The organism is Cognataquiflexum rubidum (genome assembly GCF_022538115.1).
GTDB lineage: Bacteria > Bacteroidota > Bacteroidia > Cytophagales > Cyclobacteriaceae > Cognataquiflexum > Cognataquiflexum rubidum.
Map to the genome: position 1 here is coordinate 21,911 of NZ_JAKZAL010000032.1, position 16,101 is coordinate 38,011.

At 40.4% G+C, this 16,101-nt stretch carries 17 protein-coding genes; 13 read left to right on the plus strand and 4 right to left on the minus strand.

Annotated features, from left to right (window positions below; translation table 11 throughout):
- Positions 1–3: 3 nt before the first annotated feature.
- The 7 genes from MMU05_RS21710 (at position 4) to porN (ending at position 7,543) form a co-directional block, all read left to right on the plus strand.
- Positions 4–1,122 (plus strand): DUF4271 domain-containing protein, encoded by a 1,119-nt coding sequence (locus MMU05_RS21710; RefSeq protein WP_241143758.1) that lies wholly within the window; start codon positions 4–6, stop codon positions 1,120–1,122.
- 35 nt (positions 1,123–1,157) lie between these two features.
- Positions 1,158–1,934 (plus strand): uroporphyrinogen-III synthase, encoded by a 777-nt coding sequence (locus MMU05_RS21715; RefSeq protein ID WP_241143759.1) that lies wholly within the window; start codon positions 1,158–1,160, stop codon positions 1,932–1,934.
- Positions 1,935–2,007: 73 nt separating this feature from the next.
- Positions 2,008–2,979 carry a PorP/SprF family type IX secretion system membrane protein gene (locus MMU05_RS21720; protein ID WP_241143760.1) on the plus strand — a complete coding sequence of 324 codons (972 nt, stop codon included), beginning with the start codon at positions 2,008–2,010 and terminating at the stop codon, positions 2,977–2,979.
- Positions 2,980–3,099: 120 nt separating this feature from the next.
- Positions 3,100–4,194, plus strand: coding sequence for a T9SS ring complex lipoprotein PorK/GldK (porK, locus tag MMU05_RS21725; RefSeq protein WP_241143761.1), 1,095 nt, complete (start codon positions 3,100–3,102; stop codon positions 4,192–4,194).
- Between the two features lie 48 nt (positions 4,195–4,242).
- The gene (porL, locus tag MMU05_RS21730) at positions 4,243–5,043 is read left to right on the plus strand and encodes a type IX secretion system motor protein PorL/GldL (protein WP_241143762.1); all 801 of its coding nucleotides are present in this window, start codon (positions 4,243–4,245) and stop codon (positions 5,041–5,043) included.
- A 40-nt stretch (positions 5,044–5,083) separates the two neighbouring features.
- Positions 5,084–6,685 carry a type IX secretion system motor protein PorM/GldM gene (gene porM, locus MMU05_RS21735; protein WP_241143763.1) on the plus strand — a complete coding sequence of 534 codons (1,602 nt, stop codon included), beginning with the start codon at positions 5,084–5,086 and terminating at the stop codon, positions 6,683–6,685.
- 45 nt (positions 6,686–6,730) lie between these two features.
- Positions 6,731–7,543, plus strand: coding sequence for a type IX secretion system ring subunit PorN/GldN (gene porN, locus MMU05_RS21740; protein ID WP_241143764.1), 813 nt, complete (start codon positions 6,731–6,733; stop codon positions 7,541–7,543).
- A gap of 200 nt (positions 7,544–7,743) precedes the next feature.
- Here the strand turns inward: porN and MMU05_RS21745 are convergent, their stop codons facing one another.
- Positions 7,744–8,166, minus strand: coding sequence for a nucleoside-diphosphate kinase (locus MMU05_RS21745; RefSeq protein ID WP_241125508.1), 423 nt, complete (start codon positions 8,164–8,166; stop codon positions 7,744–7,746).
- A 187-nt stretch (positions 8,167–8,353) separates the two neighbouring features.
- Here MMU05_RS21745 and MMU05_RS21750 point away from each other — a divergent pair, with 187 nt between their 5' ends.
- From MMU05_RS21750 to MMU05_RS21765, 4 genes are read left to right on the plus strand one after another with little or no spacing between them, the layout of a single operon-like run.
- Positions 8,354–9,394, plus strand: a complete 1,041-nt coding sequence (locus MMU05_RS21750; RefSeq protein WP_241143765.1) for a DHH family phosphoesterase — start codon at positions 8,354–8,356, stop codon at positions 9,392–9,394.
- The gene (locus MMU05_RS21755; RefSeq protein WP_241143766.1) at positions 9,381–10,319 is read left to right on the plus strand and encodes an FKBP-type peptidyl-prolyl cis-trans isomerase; all 939 of its coding nucleotides are present in this window, start codon (positions 9,381–9,383) and stop codon (positions 10,317–10,319) included. Before MMU05_RS21750 ends, MMU05_RS21755 begins: the two co-directional genes overlap by 14 nt.
- 4 nt (positions 10,320–10,323) lie before the next feature.
- Complete coding sequence (locus MMU05_RS21760; RefSeq protein WP_241143767.1) at positions 10,324–10,872, plus strand: FKBP-type peptidyl-prolyl cis-trans isomerase; 549 nt, start codon at positions 10,324–10,326, stop codon at positions 10,870–10,872.
- A 3-nt stretch (positions 10,873–10,875) separates the two neighbouring features.
- On the plus strand, positions 10,876–11,424 hold the full coding sequence (locus MMU05_RS21765) for an FKBP-type peptidyl-prolyl cis-trans isomerase (RefSeq protein ID WP_241143768.1): 549 nt from the start codon (positions 10,876–10,878) through the stop codon (positions 11,422–11,424).
- Between the two features lie 102 nt (positions 11,425–11,526).
- Here the strand turns inward: MMU05_RS21765 and MMU05_RS21770 are convergent, their stop codons facing one another.
- On the minus strand, positions 11,527–12,162 hold the full coding sequence (locus MMU05_RS21770; RefSeq protein WP_241143769.1) for a GDSL-type esterase/lipase family protein: 636 nt from the start codon (positions 12,160–12,162) through the stop codon (positions 11,527–11,529).
- Between the two features lie 91 nt (positions 12,163–12,253).
- On the opposite strand from MMU05_RS21770, the gene MMU05_RS21775 reads away from it, so the two are divergent.
- Entirely contained in the window at positions 12,254–13,093 is an 840-nt protein-coding gene (locus MMU05_RS21775) for a hypothetical protein (protein WP_241143770.1), read from the plus strand.
- 3 nt (positions 13,094–13,096) lie between these two features.
- Here the strand turns inward: MMU05_RS21775 and MMU05_RS21780 are convergent, their stop codons facing one another.
- Positions 13,097–14,449, minus strand: coding sequence for a neutral/alkaline non-lysosomal ceramidase N-terminal domain-containing protein (locus MMU05_RS21780; protein ID WP_241143771.1), 1,353 nt, complete (start codon positions 14,447–14,449; stop codon positions 13,097–13,099).
- A 37-nt stretch (positions 14,450–14,486) separates the two neighbouring features.
- Entirely contained in the window at positions 14,487–15,650 is a 1,164-nt protein-coding gene (locus MMU05_RS21785; protein ID WP_241143772.1) for an AIR synthase related protein, read from the minus strand.
- A 344-nt stretch (positions 15,651–15,994) separates the two neighbouring features.
- Here MMU05_RS21785 and MMU05_RS21790 point away from each other — a divergent pair.
- The coding region (locus MMU05_RS21790; RefSeq protein WP_241143773.1) for an S-adenosylmethionine synthetase N-terminal domain-containing protein at positions 15,995–16,101 on the plus strand (107 nt) is incomplete at its 3' end.

Consider the following 16,101-nt stretch of genomic DNA (forward strand, 5'->3'; position numbering starts at 1 on the left):
CAGATGAAAACATCCTATTTCAGCTTCTTACTTTTTTTGGTTTTGTGGGGCACTTCTTTTATGGGTTTCTCTCAGGTCTTGGAAAATTATAATCCGGAAATACGGGAAATGTATCCTGAAACCATTCGTAAATCGAATTTCAAAATTGAGGTAAAATTGGATTTGAAGACCTTTCCGAACAGCTCCTACAGATTTGAGTTTCCCGGTCAATCCACCTTATTTTTAGAGGATAAGCTGTGGTTCCAAACCACGGGAGATACCACGTTTGTAATGCCTTTGGCGGAATTTCAGGGATTTGTTTCCAAGTACGATTCTACAGGATCATTGATGACTATAATCAAGAAAGGGATCAATGGAAGTAATGTCTCAGTTGAAAAAGGTTTCTTTGAAAATTACATTGCCCCAATTGTAGCAACAGGTCCTGAAAAACTGATGCCTGAAAAGCGGGAGGTGGATAGTTTCAATGACTTCTTCTTTTTTGCCATTGTCAGCATCCTGTTTTTGATTGCTGTGTACAAGCTGATTTTTCCATTGGTGCTAAAATTGATCCTGATGCCGACCTCCGTTTTTTCTGCGGAGGATTTTTCGGAGTCTAATTCTGTTCAAAAGTTCTTTTCCCTTGATGTTATCTTTTACTTGTTGCTGATGAATATGATGGCTTTTTTGCTGCTGATGCTTTTTGTAAAGACATTGGGCAATGAAAGTCTACAGTTCATTGTCAGCGGAGATGTGAACCAACATTTCCTGAGTTGGCTTTTGGGTTCAACGCTGCTAATTATTTTTGCCGTGTTGAAATTTGCTCTGTTGAGATTTTTGGGGTTTGTGTTCGATTTGAAAAAAATTGTCATCCCCCACTTTTTTTATATGCTCAGGATTATTTCCATTACAATATTTGTTATGGCCTTCATTGTAAGCATTATTGTATTGAACGGGTTCGTAGAATTGGAAATAACAATTAAATATTTGCTTTATAGCTTTTTCTGGATTTATATGGTCGGGGTCCTTATGCTTTTTCTGATCATGTCAAATAGGGTGTCCTTTAAAAATTACCATTTATTTGTTTACATTTGCAGCGCAGAAATAGTCCCCCTTTTATTCCTTTCGAAGGTAATCATCGGGTGAATTCAAGTGAAAAAGTTCAAATGCTGAAGTGAAATATGACGACTAAATCTACCAAAGACAGATTAAACCAGGTAAAAAGTATCTTAGTTTCTCAGCCAAAGCCAACAGATGAGAAATCACCATATTTTCAACTAGCTGAAAAGTACAATTTAAAAATAGATTTCAGGCCTTTCATTCAGGTGGAGCCGGTGTCCGTCAAGGATTTTAGAAGGCAAAAGATTGACATCCTCAAGCATACTGCCATCATCTTTACAAGCCGCAATGCCATTGACCATTTTTTTACGATCTGTAAGGAATTAAAGGTAGAGATGCCTGCAGATATGAAATACTTTTGCATCTCAGACCAGACAGCACATTATCTTCAAAAATACATTGTGATCAGAAAGAGAAAACTTTACGTTGGACAAAAAACGGCAGCTGATCTTTTTGACTACTTCAAAAAACATAAATCCGAGAAATACCTTTTCCCATGCTCCGATATCCGTAAGGATGAAATCCCGGAGTACATGGCAAAAAACAATATTTCTTATACTGAGGCCATCATTTACCACACTGTAGCCGCAGACCTTTCGGACTTGAGGGATATCAAATATGACATCTTGGCTTTTTTCTCACCTTCGGGAATCAAATCTTTGAAACAAAATTTCCCCGATTTCAAGCAAAACAATACACGAATTGCCGCTTTTGGACCGACCACAGCCAAGGAAGTAAGGGAGCAGGATCTTATTTTGGACATAGAAGCACCGATGCCAAATGCACCAAGTATGACTGGAGCCCTGGAGCTTTACATTAAAAAGGCAAATAATTTGTGATGTTTCCAATCTTTTTTGGTGAAATTGAGTTTAATTGTGTAAAATAGAGTTTACATCATTAGTTTATTGGTACATGGTTAAACATGATTTTGCGATATTGAAATGCCTCCTGCTGATATGGATAGGAAGTTTTTTTTCTTCAAATGCCCATGGCCAACAAGACGCACAGTTTACCCAATACATGTATAATGGCGGATACTTCAATCCTGCCTTTGCCGGTAAAGAATCAGGTTATAGGTTTTCGGCCCTTCACCGGTCACAATGGCTAAGTTATACCGGGACCAATGGACCCGCACCGATTACCCAATTGGTGACTGCTTCAGGCTCTATTGATAAACTCAAATTGGGAGTTGGCTTAAATATCGTCAATGACAACATCGGCCCCACCACCAACCAAGAAATTAACTTATCGGTGGGATACCACAAAAAACTAAGACGCGGTGTTTTGAGTTTAGGATTGATGGGAGGTGTTTTTTCTACAACGATACGGTTTGATGAGCTGGAATTTGTAAATCCGGATCCCAATTTACCGGATACAGGTAGTGAAACACAGATGAATTTCAATATTGGTGCCGGCGCCATCTATGATCGTACCAAGTACTACGTAGGAATAAGCAGCAGACACATGAATGAACCAGGTTTTGATTTTGGAGAAGGTTCCCTCGAAAACCAACTCAGAAACCACACCTATATATTGGCAGGGTATAGAATAAAAACTTTTGCCCAATGGAATTTCGAACCAAGTGTTTTATTGAAAACAGTATCATTTGATAATTTTTCTTATGACATCAGCGTTATAGCCACATACAATCAAAAAGTAAGCGGAGGATTGGCTTTCAGAGGCGAAGAATCCGTGTCATTATTGATGGGTTATAGTATTCTCAAAGACAAATCTCTAAGAATAGGATATGCATTCGATTTGGTTGTTGGAGGCATAGAAGCCAAAGCTCCGACAAGCCATGAATTTATGTTATCCTACGTACTTCCCGACGTGAACAAACAGTTCCAAAGAACAATCCAACGTACTCCTAGATTTAGGTTCTAAAAAATAAATATTGGAAATTCAGCAATTAAATTTGTGTATTTCTAAGAATTTACTTTAATTTTCGCTCTTGTTGCTTATCCAAAAAGTGGCATGAATTTGATAAATGGTTTAATGTAATTTATGTCTAAAAAAATGAAGACACGCGTTTTGAGCATAATTTTAGCGGTTTTGGTAGTGGTAGTGCTACCGGGTTGCGGACTTTTGGGCAAGAAAGGATCTGCCAGTGAAAAAGACAATAGAAGGGGTGAAGTTACGGGTGTTCCCAAGAGGGTAATCTGGCAACAAATCCTTCCTCAAGAAATGGTACCGATCAAAGCCGGGACTTTTTGGATGGGGCAAGCGGATGAGGATATCGCCTTCTCCCAGTCCTCTTTGAACAAGCAGATTACTATCTCCGAATTTTATATGGATAAGTATGAAGTATCCAACAACAAGTACAGACAGTTCATCGAAGCTGTAAGGTTAGGTGAGTACACTTACAGTACTCCGACAACTTTAAAAGATGCTCCGACTTTTGATATCAACACTGTTCTTCCCGATACAACTGTTTGGAATACCAGTTTTACCTATCATTATGGAGATCCTTTGATGGAGTTTTATTTTGACCACCCTGCTTTTGACAATTATCCTGTAGTAGGTGTCAGCTGGGAACAAGCAAATATGTACTGTCAATGGAGAACCTATCACCTAAATGCAAATGACAAGGCGGATTTTGACTACCCTCCTTTCAGGTTACCTTCTGAAGCAGAATGGGAATATGCAGCCAAAGGTGGAAAAGAAGTAGCGAAATACCCTTGGGGTGGTCCTTACTTGAAAAACAAAAGAGGCTGTCTGATGGCAAACTTCAAACCAGGTAGAGGAAATTACATTGATGATGGATTTGCCTACACCGCTCCGGTGGACGTTTTTGCTCCAAACGGATTTGGATTGTACAATATGTCAGGCAACGTAGCAGAATGGGTATTGGATTCATACAATGCAGTCAGTGGATCAGTGACTTGGGATTTGGATCCTAGATACGATGATCCTAACGAAAAAAGGAAAGTAGTACGTGGCGGTTCTTGGAAAGATATCGCTCATTACCTCGAAACAAGTACAAGAACTTATGAATTCCAGGATGTGAAAACAGCACATATCGGATTCAGAACTGCGATGACCTATTTGGGTAGATCAGGTTCAATGGATATCAGTAACAACAGAAGAAGAAAAAAGTAAATCGAATAACATCTTAATCACTCACTCACCTCTAAATTTTTAAAAAAAATGGCAACAAAAAACAAATCATTCATGAACGTATTTTACGGGGATATCATGCCAAAAATATATGGTATCGGTGCTGCCGTAGTTATCCTAGGAGCTATGTTCAAAATCCTCGATTGGCCTTTCGCAAGCTTAATGATCGGTGTCGGTCTTTCTACGGAAGCCGCAATATTTTTCTTATCCGCATTTGAGCCTAAGCATGAAGATGTAGATTGGTCCAAAGTTTATCCTGAATTAGCAGGTGAAGAGCCAGCTGAGCGTAAATCCACCAAAAAAGAGCCAAAAGACAATCTTAGCCAAAAGTTTGACGAAATGTTGGCAAATGCCAAAATCGGCCCCGAATTGTTTGACAGCTTAGGTAAAGGAATCCAAAACCTTGCTACCTCTGCAGAAAAAATGGGAACCATCGCTGATGCTGCTGTAGCGACCAATGAATACGCAAGCAACGTAAAAACAGCCTCCAAGACTTTGGTTGACATCAACCAGTCTTATGGAAAAACTGCCATGGCACTCACCGAACTTTCTTCTGCTTCAGCAGATGCAAAAGAATACCATAGTCAGGTGGTCACTGTTACCAAAAACCTTTCTGCATTGAACAATGTGTATGAAATGGAATTATTGGATGCCCAGTCACACCTCAAAACCCTGAACAAGTTCTATTCTAATATCTCTACAGCGATGGAAGGTCTGAACGAAGCAGGAAAAGAAACAGAACAGTTCAAAACAGAGTTGGCAAAACTCAATTCCAATGTTAGCTCACTGAATAAAGTATATGGTGGAATGCTTTCTGCCATGAAAGGTTAAGCCTTGTTCATATTTATATTTAATCTTTTAGAAAAATAATATGGCAGGCGGAAAAGAAACACCAAGGCAGCGGATGATAGGTATGATGTACCTTGTATTGACAGCATTGCTGGCATTGCAGGTAAGCAACCAGATTCTCCAAAAGTTTGTGCTGTTGAACGATGGATTGGAAAGGACTTCCAAAAATTTCATCAATAAAAATGAATTCACTGTTACTTCTATTGCATCCACAGTAGAGAATCAGGGAAATAACGCAAAGGACGTACCCAAGGTAGATGCAGCCAAAGAAGTTAGAAAAGCTACTTCTGAGGTTTATGCATATTTGGAAGAATTGAAACAGGAATTGTTAACTGTTTCCAATGCAAAGGATGAACAAGGGCAGTTTAGCAATTCTGCTTTGAAAAACACTGATATCCCGGGCAATATCTTCAATAACAACAAGAAGGGATTTGTAATGCAGGAAAGGTTAAATGCCTATCCAAAGCAAATCAGCGAAATTCTGAAAAAAGCCGGGATTGAAATGACGTTTGGTGACATAGCAAAAGACGCCAAGGACATTGAAATATTTCAGAATGACAAAGAAGTCAGAAATAAAAATTTCGTGTTCTTGAATTTTGTCAAGTCACCTGTAGGTGCGGTTATGGCTTTGATTTCGCAGTATCAAAATGAAGTATTGAATATAGAAAGCGAATCACTGGGAGCAATTACTGCTTCCATCGGATCTTTTTATTACAAAGCAGATATTGTGGAAGCGAGAATTGCAGCACAATCCAATGTGGTAGCAGCAGGGACCAAGTTCCAGGCAGATATGTTTATCGCTTCTTCCTCTTCTTCAGATGCTCCTCAGATGACTATTGATGGAAGACCTGTCACAGTAGAAAACGGATTCGGTAAAATTGAATTTACCGCTACTCCAGCTTCTCAGTATGACGATAGAGGACTTTCAAAGAGAATCCTAAAAGGAGAAATCGTGACGAATGTAGGTGGAGAAGACAAAATACTTCCTGTAGAATATGAGTATTTCGTTGCCCAACCGGTCATCAAAGTCACTTCAGAAGTAGTAAATCAGCTTTATGCGGATTGCGCCAACGAATTGTTGATTGATGTTCCTGCTTTGGGAAACAGCTATGCGCCAAGCTTCACAGTATCTAATGGTTCTTCTATCCAAGGAAGCAAGCCGGGTCAATTGACTGTAATTCCAGGAAATTCCGGTAAGGTCTTGATCGGAGTAAGCAGTGGAGGCAATAAAATTGGGGATGTATCGTATGATATCAAGCCGGTTCCTGCACCAACTGTCAGGTTGTTTGATGGCAGAGGCCCTATTGATTTGAGTCAGGCTTATCCTGCACCGGGACCGTCTTCATTGATAGTTGAGGCGATTCCTGAGGCAAACTTTGGAAGAACCATGGCTAAAGATGCCAAATTCGAAGTAACAGGAGGAGAAGTAATCCTTCTTAGAAATGAGGTTCCAAGAGAGAAAGTTGCCATCAACGGTAAAAACGTAGCAATTAGAAACCTCTTAGCTTCTGCAAAAAGTGGAGATGCTTTGGTTATACGTGTCACACAAGTAACCAGAACCAATTTCAGAGGCAATAAAATAACGAATAATCAGCCTGAGATTATCAGGATGGCGATTAAATAAATGATCGATGATGCCTAATTGGCATGATCATAAACAAAAATGAATATGAAGCTTTATTCAAAAATCTTTGGCCTTTTTTCCCTTGGTCTTTCCCTTGTCAGCATAGGTAGCTATGCCCAAGTGGCGACAAGCGTGAATCCGTCCGGAACTGGCGATAGACAGTTCAAAATGGACACTGTTTTTTCGGCTCATCCAATTCGTGAAGACGATAAGATGTATCAAATCTCCGTGTGGAGGAGAATTGATCTTAGGGAAAAATACAATCAGCCTCTTTATGGGTCTGGTGACACCAAGAATGATGGGGTTATCAATCAGATATACAAGGCCATTGTAGAGGATAATGCGCTGGAGGTATTTGCTGATGATAAATTCACCCAGCCTCTTTCGATATCTGACTTCCAATCTAATTTTTGGTTGGCAGCCAACGGTGATAGTATTTTTGTAAAGCAGCTTTATTACCTTGATTTCATGGAAGATTTTGTGTTTGACAAACACCATTCACAAATCAAGTTTGATGTGAAATATATAGAGTTGGTCATGCCATCCCAAACCAATGCCAATGCAGGTCAAAAGACTATCGGCTATGTGAGGTTCAAGGATTTTTATTTCCACTTCAAAGACCATCCGGAAGCAAAATGGCTGATTTTCCAAAATACCGCCAAGAACTTAACTTACGATCAGGTTTTCGATCAGAGGTTGTTCAGGTCAGTTGTCAGAAGATACACCAATCCAGACAATGCTTATGTGGCAGATTTGGTCAATTCAAGTCATCCCAATCCTGAATTGCAGGCGTTTTTGAATTCCTTGGAGTTTGAATACAAGCTGCTTGATTTTGAGAACGGACTTTGGGAGTGGTAAAAAAACCGTAATTCATCAATGCTTAAATAAAAAGGCTATCAGATCTCTGGTAGCCTTTGTTTTTTGGAGAATTGTTGATTGTGGCCCTAGTACCTTTCGGTTATTTTCTTAAAAAATACATCCAAAAAAAAGGCAATCAGATTTTCCTGACTGCCTTTTTTAATTTGAGGGTTTTTTTGTACTTCCTAAAATCCTTGAAATTACAATACCCTCTCGAACTGGCTGAAATAAAAATTCCCTTCAATCTGGGCATTTTCATCTGAGTCAGAACCGTGTACAGCATTGGCCTCAATGGAAGTTGCAAACATTTTTCTGATGGTTCCTTCTGCGGCATTGGCAGGATTGGTAGCACCAATCAAAGTTCTGAAATCTTCTACCGCATTGTCTTTTTCCAATATTGCGGCAATGATAGGTCCTGAAGACATATACTTGCAAAGATCCGCGTAAAACGGTCTTTCTTTGTGCACTTCGTAAAATTTTCCAGCCAATTCTGGTGTCAGTTGTGTCGCTTTTAGCGCTACGATTTTGAATCCTGCACCTTCAATCATTTTTAATATTGCTCCGGAATTGCCGGCACCAAATGCGTCCGGCTTGATCATCGTGAAAGTTCTTTTACCTGCCATTGTAATTATTTTTGTAGGTTTAAATGTGGGTGCAAAAATACAGTAATTCATCGAATCTCCGAATATTGAATGTAAAATCTGTGTTATCCGATTCAGATTTAGACATTTAGTGGCATTGGGATTTTTCAAAAATTATCCTGACCTTTGCGGACTGTGTTCCTCAAGGGGAGTGTACAAAGGCAATCAAATGCAAGAATTAGAGTCATTTAAACATATCATTTCCTCACCCCAGAAAGTTGTCATCACCACCCACCATAAGCCTGATGCTGATGCATTGGGATCTTGTCTGGCGATGTCAAACTTCCTAATGAAACTGGGTCATGAGGTGCAGGTGATCACTCCTTCCGACTATCCTTCCTTTCTCCATTGGATGAAGGGGAATGAGGACGTGATTAACTTTGAGGATGTCTCAAAAAGGCAGGAAGCCATCGGGATCATCCAAAGGGCTACCATGATTTTTTGTTTGGATTTCTCCTGTCCCAAAAGGATGCAGGATATGGAAAAATGGGTGGAGAGGTCAGATGCTTATAAAGTAAACATTGACCACCATCAGGACCCAAAGGACTTTGCTAACTTCAAGTATTGGAGCACTGCTGCTGCGGCTACCTGCGAATTGATTTTCGAATTGATAGAGGCTATCGGCCATAAAGATTTGATAGACAAGGATATTGCCGAATGTCTTTATGCCGGGATCATGACTGATACCGGGGGATTTAGGCACCCGAATACCACCAAGAATGTTCACCTCATCACTGCCGAACTGATAGGAATAGGCGCTGACAATTCCAAGATATCAAGGCTGATCTACGATACCAACAGTGTCAACAGGCTGAAATTTATAGGTTTTGCCATTACAAGGAGGCTGACCATCATGCAGGATCTGCAGACTGCTTACTTTGCGATCAGCAAAAAAGACCTTCGAAAATATTCTTCCCAAACCGGTGACACTGAAGGATTGGTCAATTATGCTTTGTCATTGGATGGCATCAAGATTGCAGCGCTGTTTACTGAACGCGAAGATGGTGTCAAAATATCATTCAGGTCCACAGAAGATATAGCCGTCAACAAATTTGCAGCGTCTTACTTTGATGGCGGAGGTCACAAAAATGCCTCAGGAGGAAAGTCTCAGATGACACTCCAAGAGACCACAGAAAAATTTGAAATACTTATAAAAGAAAACTATAATTCCCTATTTATTCAATCTGAACTACTTCATGAAAAAAATTAAATTCTATTTGTTGCCGGCCATCTTAATCGTGTTGACTTCCGGCCTTATGTCTTGTAAGAAAAAACAGACTACCTCTGACGGTATTGAATATACCTATATCAAAGAAGGTGATGTAGCTCCCAAAAACGGAGAATATATCCTTTATCACCTCATCGTAAAAACGGATAAGGATTCCACCTTTATCTCAACTTACGACCAAAACATGCCGGGATATATCCTTTTCAATGATTCCTTACCAAGGGAAAGCGGCATGGATGAAATTTTCTTGAGTTTGAAAAAAGGGGACAGCATTGCCTTCGAAGCCAATTCGATGAAAGTCTTTGGTGAACAGAACATGCCTTTCTTCTTGGATAAAGAAAAGAATGTGAAAATCCAGATCGGCGTTGTGGACATCACTGACCAACAAGGAGTGGAAGCTTATTTCAATTCCCTTCAGGAAGCACAAATGAAGAAGCAGGCTGAAAATGCCGTTAAACAATTGGAAGTAGATACAAAAATCATCGAGGATTACCTTTCTGAAAAAAATATCAAAGCTACCAAGACAGAATCAGGTCTTTATTACGTCATTGAACAAGAAGGAACAGGACCGGAGATTGAATCAGGTGACTTGGCTTTTGTTCATTATGCAGGTTATTTATTGGATGGGACGCTATTTGATTCCAGTATCAAAGAAATCGCTCAGGCTAATAATACCTATGATGAGCAGAGAGATGCCCAAGGAGGATATGGTCCATTGGAAGTTTCTGTCGGTCAGGGAAGAGTTATCCAAGGATGGGACGAAGGTCTTGCACTCTTGAAAAAAGGTGACAAAGCCAAATTCTTCATCCCATCTACTTTGGCTTACGGAGATAGAGACTCAGGAGGACCGATCAAAGCAAACTCTGTACTGATTTTCGACGTAGAAATCACAGACGTACAAAAATAAAAATATGAAAAGATTAAGCGCGTTATTATTATCAGTTGTTTGGGTGTTTTCCGGATGTGTTTCTGACGAAGAAAATGCTCAGATTCTTTTGGAAAAGGATATTCAAAAGATTGAAACGTATGTAACGCAAAACCCCATAGCCTCCGTCAAAGATGTAATCGACGGTGGTACAGGAATCAGGATGTATTGGACCCAACTCTCAGGTAGCGGACACAAAGTGGCATTGGGAGATACTGTATTTGTAAATTATACAGGAAAACTATTGAATAACATCGTTTTCGATACTTCAATCGAAGCCACGGCCAAGGCAAATAACCTTTTCAACGCAAATCGTGATTATGAGCCTTTGGAGTTTATAGTCGGTAGAGGAATGGTTATCCCCGGTTTTGAATTTGCTGTTTTCAATATGGAAAAGGGAGATAAAGCTACAGTGATTATGCCTTCATTATATGCTTATGGATCTCAGGGAAATGGGGGCATTCCACCAAATTCACCTTTGCTGTTTGAACTTGAACTTGTAAACATCAAGGACAATCCTTTGGCAGACGACTGATAAATGAGAAATTTTAAAATATTTATTACGTCTCTTTTAGGGATTCTTTTGATGGCGGCCTGTGAAACGCAAAGTCCTTTTGGTGGGCCCGTCTATGATTTTGATGGTAACCTCGCCATTGATCGGGTTAAAATTGACGACTTCTTGAGGACTGCCCAGATAGACAGTCTGTACCGTGTACATGATCCTAGCGGTGTTGTCATTATCGTTCAGGAAGAAGGAACCGGAGGAAAACCCGCTTCAGGTATGTTGGTTTATTCCAACTATACAGGGAAATTATTGAATGGGGTGGTATTTGATACCAACAGGGAAGATGTTGCAAGAGAAAACAATGTGTATGACCCTTCTCGAACTTACAGGATTTTCCAGTTCACACTCGGTACTTCTGAGACGATTCAGGGTTTTAACATTGGGTTTAGGCAGATGAAAAGTGGTTCTAAAGGCGTTCTGATCATTCCTTCCCCTTGGGCTTACCGTGACAGCAGTACGATTCCCGGAGTTCCGGCCAATTCAGTCTTAATGTTTGAGGTGGAATTTCTTGGAATGGATTGATTTTCAAAAATTCCCAAATCATTTTAAAGAATATTGAATTTAAAAACCTCCCTTTTTTATTAGAGGGAGGTTTTTTTGTGTCAAAACAAATTCCAGACAAGGTTACTTTATGGCTTTTGCGATTTCGGCAGCCATGATGCCAAGGCCTTCTTTGTTGGGATGGATGCCATCAGGCAGTAGCGCCGATTTGTCTAACAATGGAGTATACAAATCTATAATCTCAGATTTTGTCTTTTTAGCAATTTCCATCAGCATCGGGCGCATTTCGTTGAGAATTACCTCACCATTGATATCAAAGTTTCCCTGGAATACAGGAACAGGAAGACAGATGTACACCTTTCCTTTTTTAGGCATGGATTTCTTGAAAGTCTCAATCATTTCGATGTAGTCAGCGGTAAACTCTTCTTTGTATTTCCAGTTTTGGGGTTTTGAATCATTGGTTCCCAACTTGATGATAAGGATATCGGGGGCAAAGGATTTGGTCTCTTCAAATTGGGGTTCTTTCCAAAAGGGATAATCTCCTTTTTTGAGCAAAGTCCTACCACTTACTCCAAAGTTTTTAACATCATATTTGTCACCAAGAATTTTCTGCATCTGAAGTGGGTAGCTGTCAGGATTGTCCCTTCCCGGTCCTTGGGTAATGCTATTGCCTACGCAGGAGACTTTTATTTTTGATTGGGCAACAGCTGTAAAGCTGAAGGCAATGGTTAAAACAAAGAGAATAAGAAGGTTTTTCATAGGTTGATTTTTTTCTTTCAATTTAAAAAGTTTTGATTCTTTAAAATCTTTTGAAGCTAAAATTATTCTAAGGGGATATCTTTAATGTCAAATGGGGATTATCAGGAAAATACTGCATTATTTCAACCTCTTGTCTTTGGATGTGGTTTTAGGAGCAATGGCGGGGATGTTGTTTTTCTCTGATTTATTGGATGTGGATATACCTAGTTTAGCCTATTTTCTGTTGGGAATGGCGGTGTGGAGTATTTATACCTGGGATCATTTGATGGATGCCCGAAGTGCTTTGGATATGCCTCAATCCCTTAGACATCAATTTCATCAGAAATATTTCCGGTTCCTGCTTCCTCTGGTCTTCTCCTGTATTTTGATCGGGTGTGTGCTTTTATTTATTTCTGTGGAATTAAAGTTTCTCCTTACTCCGGGAATAGTATTGGGAGCTGTTATTGTGGTTTGGATGGGATCCTTGAAAATTGCCGGAGCGAAGGTTTCCTGGTTAAAAGAAATATCCACAGCCCTGATTTATGTTTTGGGTATTTCACTGGCCCCGTTTGCCAGATTGGATTTTGACTTGGTGGACCAAAACTTCTACATTTTTGCTTTCATTTACTTTTTGGCTGCCTTGGTCAATCTCCTGATGCTCTCCTACCTCGATGCGGAAGAGGATCAAAAAGATGGCTTCGGGTCTGTCTTGGTTTTGATTCCAAAGGCCGGATTGAAGAATATAATTACCCTATTGGGAGTGGTTGGAATCGGAATGCTTGTAATCCTAGCCATTTTTCTTCCCTCTTTCTACCATGTCCATTCTGTGATTTTGGGGTTGATTCTTGGCTATCATCTGATATTATTTTTTTCCAAAAACCAAGACAAAGACCAGGTGAGAAGAAAATCTGAAGCCTCTTTCCTATTGCCTTTTGTTTTGCTATTATTTTAAAAATTATTCTTGCCCGGCAGCTTTATCGATCATTTTCCTGATCATTTCATCAAAGTAATCACCGTTATACGGACCAAACCAATTCATGTCCCGGGCTTCATAAAGTGGATAATTATAATAATTGTCAGGGGTAATATATCCGATGTAGCCCCCGTTAAAGCAAGTGATGATGAGATGGAGGCCTTTTTCTGCTGCATAGGCTTCCCATTCTTTCATAAAAACCCCTGAAATTTCACCGCTTGAACTGATAAACAATGTTTTTCCGATTTGGACCATGTCAAAATGGGCATTTGTGTCCCCGAAAATTGAATTGAAAATCCAAGGCCGGATGCGGACTTTTTCACTGATCCTGAAATGCGCTTTTCTAAGGCCAAGCGGTAACTTCCCAAACTTGACGTTTGGCTCTTCCACAGGAAATACCTCGTGGATATTTTCAGAAAGATTCCTGTTTAGGGCAATAGCATAAGATTCGACATCATTGGGTTGATTTCCGGTAGCCACAGGGCGATGGCTGCCGACTGTACCTGCTGCAAAAAGGGAAAAGTCATATTCCTCCTGCTCCATCAATTTGGTCAGGTAGTTGGGATAATCTCCTGACAAGCCCATAAATTTTGAATTTAAAATAGTCGGATGGGCACTGTATGTCAGTATTGTTCCTTTTTTTCCATTCCGCTTTTCAAATATCAATTGCCTGATGTAAGGATCTATGGGGTCTTCAGCGATCAACCTGTTCGCAACAAGGGTGTCGGCTTTGGTTTTTCTAAAAAATACTTCTGCTGTGTCTCTGCTAGACATGGCTGATTTCAATCCTTCTAAGGTTTTGGCTTCCAGGAATTTGACGATATTTTCGTCATAGCTTCCAAAAGCCAACTTGCCGAGAAGTCCGGGAATATGTCCCCCGATGCCGCTGTGCGTGTGGGTTGCTGTAAAATAAACGTTATCCAACGCCAATCCTGATTCACTGATAGCCTGATTGATTCTTCCTTGCAGGTAAGGGTGGACGATCATTAATTCATAGTTCAAAAAAGCAACCGTAGAGATTCCGTTGCTGATGACCATCGTTTTGACAAAACTGCTGTCCTGCACAAATTCATATCTTCCCCGAGGTTTATATCCCACCAATTTCGCAGGATTTGGAGGAGTGGCGTTGGTAGAGGCCCATCCCACCAGCCAGATTTCGCCTGAAGAGGATGTGATGTCCATGGTATCAAGATGAGCCACCGTCTCCAGATAATAGTCCATTTCTTTGTAATCACGCCAATCAATTCGCGTCAGCATCGTCAATGCCAAAAATACCACCACACCGAAGGTCCAGCCAAAAACTCTGAATATCCTGTGGGCTTTTGATCTGGGCATCCTGTTTTTTAGAAATTGGTCGTTTTATTTCTTCAAGTTAATAGGTGAATGTGCCATGTGCACCCTGAACGGTCACCTTTTTTCCTTCATGTGGAAGGACCCTTCCGATGATTTTTGCTTCGACTCCTAATCCCTCGGCTATGTCCATGACTTCTTCGGCATACCTTTCTTCAAGGTAAACCTCCATCCGATGGCCCATGTTGAACACCTTGTACATCTCCTTCCAATCTGTACCGCTTTCTTCTTGGATCATTTTGAAGAGTGGTGGGGTGTCAAACAGGTTGTCCTTAACCACATGCACATTGTCTACAAAATGGAGGACTTTGGTCTGCGCTCCACCGCTACAATGTACAATACCATGAATCTGAGGTCTCAGGTATTTCAATACGTCTACCATGATCGGTGCGTAAGTACGGGTAGGAGAAAGTACCAATTTTCCCATGTCAACCGAAAGTCCCGGTGCAGGGTCTTTCAGGTTGTATTTTCCTGTATAAACCAGATCAGCAGGAACAGCAGGATCAAAGCTTTCTGGATATTTGGTTTTCAAAAGTTTGTTGAAAACATCGTGGCGGGCCGAAGTCAGGCCATTGCTTCCCATGCCTCCATTGTAGGAATCTTCATACGTTGCCTGTCCAAAGGAAGCCAATCCTACCACCACATCACCCGGTCTGATTTTATCATTGGAGATGACATCCTCCTTTTTCATTCTGCAGGTCACTGTACTGTCTACAATCACAGTCCGGACCAAATCTCCGACGTCTGCTGTTTCTCCACCTGTCAGGACGACATTGACACCATGGTCGCGAAGCATCTGCAAGACTTCCTCGGTTCCGTTGATGATAGCGGAGATAACTTCGCCGGGGATCAGGTTTTTGTTTCTTCCAATGGTTGATGAAACAAGAATATTGTTGACAGCACCTACACAAAGCAGGTCGTCGGTATTCATGATGATGGCATCTTGGGCGATACCTTTCCATACACTCAGATCCCCGGTTTCTTTCCAATACATGTAAGCCAAAGAGGATTTTGTACCGGCCCCGTCAGCATGCATGATGTTGCAGTAATCAGGATCATTGCCAAGCGTATCTTCCACTATTTTGCAGAATGCCTTTGGAAAAAGTCCTTTGTCCAATTTGGAAATGGCCTGATGTACATCTTCTTTGGAGGCAGATACGCCCCGCTGCATATACCTTTCGTTCATTGAGAATTTGGGGATTGGTTGTATAGGGCAAAGTTAAGGATTCCAACGGGATTGAAGGATGGAAAAACAGGAAGATTGGCAAAATCGATCATTCAATTTTATACTCTTGGGATTCGGTACTGCCCCTTCCTTTTTTTATATTTATTTGTCTACCAAAAAGAAAACTTGATTTAAACTCCCATCCTACTCAGTCGATATAATTATCAAAGCGGAAAAGGGGTTTAATTTGATTCAAATAGATAAAGTTCTAATGCAATGGACTCAACCTCGATATCCAATTTTTTATTTCCCTTTGAAACCTTATTTTTACGACCCAATTGAAAACGCATTAAAAACTTTCCCATATGCCATATTTATTTACATCAGAATCAGTCTCTGAAGGTCATCCTGACAAAGTCGCTGATCAGATTTCAGACGCTTTGATCGATAATTTTTTAGCATTTGACCCAAA

Bases quoted from the DNA above. Each gene is read 5' to 3' on its own strand.
- porN (WP_241143764.1), top strand. From the start codon at position 6,731: ATGAAGCTTTATTCAAAAATCTTTGGCCTTTTTTCCCTTGGTCTTTCC.
- porM (WP_241143763.1), top strand. From the start codon at position 5,084: ATGGCAGGCGGAAAAGAAACACCAAGGCAGCGGATGATAGGTATGATG.
- MMU05_RS21765 (WP_241143768.1), top strand. From the start codon at position 10,876: ATGAGAAATTTTAAAATATTTATTACGTCTCTTTTAGGGATTCTTTTG.
- porK (WP_241143761.1), top strand. From the start codon at position 3,100: ATGTCTAAAAAAATGAAGACACGCGTTTTGAGCATAATTTTAGCGGTT.
- MMU05_RS21780 (WP_241143771.1), bottom strand. From the start codon at position 14,449: ATGCCCAGATCAAAAGCCCACAGGATATTCAGAGTTTTTGGCTGGACC.
- MMU05_RS21720 (WP_241143760.1), top strand. From the start codon at position 2,008: ATGGTTAAACATGATTTTGCGATATTGAAATGCCTCCTGCTGATATGG.
- MMU05_RS21750 (WP_241143765.1), top strand. From the start codon at position 8,354: ATGCAAGAATTAGAGTCATTTAAACATATCATTTCCTCACCCCAGAAA.
- MMU05_RS21755 (WP_241143766.1), top strand. From the start codon at position 9,381: ATGAAAAAAATTAAATTCTATTTGTTGCCGGCCATCTTAATCGTGTTG.
- MMU05_RS21710 (WP_241143758.1), top strand. From the start codon at position 4: ATGAAAACATCCTATTTCAGCTTCTTACTTTTTTTGGTTTTGTGGGGC.
- MMU05_RS21770 (WP_241143769.1), bottom strand. From the start codon at position 12,162: ATGAAAAACCTTCTTATTCTCTTTGTTTTAACCATTGCCTTCAGCTTT.
- MMU05_RS21760 (WP_241143767.1), top strand. From the start codon at position 10,324: ATGAAAAGATTAAGCGCGTTATTATTATCAGTTGTTTGGGTGTTTTCC.
- MMU05_RS21715 (WP_241143759.1), top strand. From the start codon at position 1,158: ATGACGACTAAATCTACCAAAGACAGATTAAACCAGGTAAAAAGTATC.
- porL (WP_241143762.1), top strand. From the start codon at position 4,243: ATGGCAACAAAAAACAAATCATTCATGAACGTATTTTACGGGGATATC.
- MMU05_RS21785 (WP_241143772.1), bottom strand. From the start codon at position 15,650: ATGAACGAAAGGTATATGCAGCGGGGCGTATCTGCCTCCAAAGAAGAT.
- MMU05_RS21775 (WP_241143770.1), top strand. From the start codon at position 12,254: ATGGGGATTATCAGGAAAATACTGCATTATTTCAACCTCTTGTCTTTG.
- MMU05_RS21745 (WP_241125508.1), bottom strand. From the start codon at position 8,166: ATGGCAGGTAAAAGAACTTTCACGATGATCAAGCCGGACGCATTTGGT.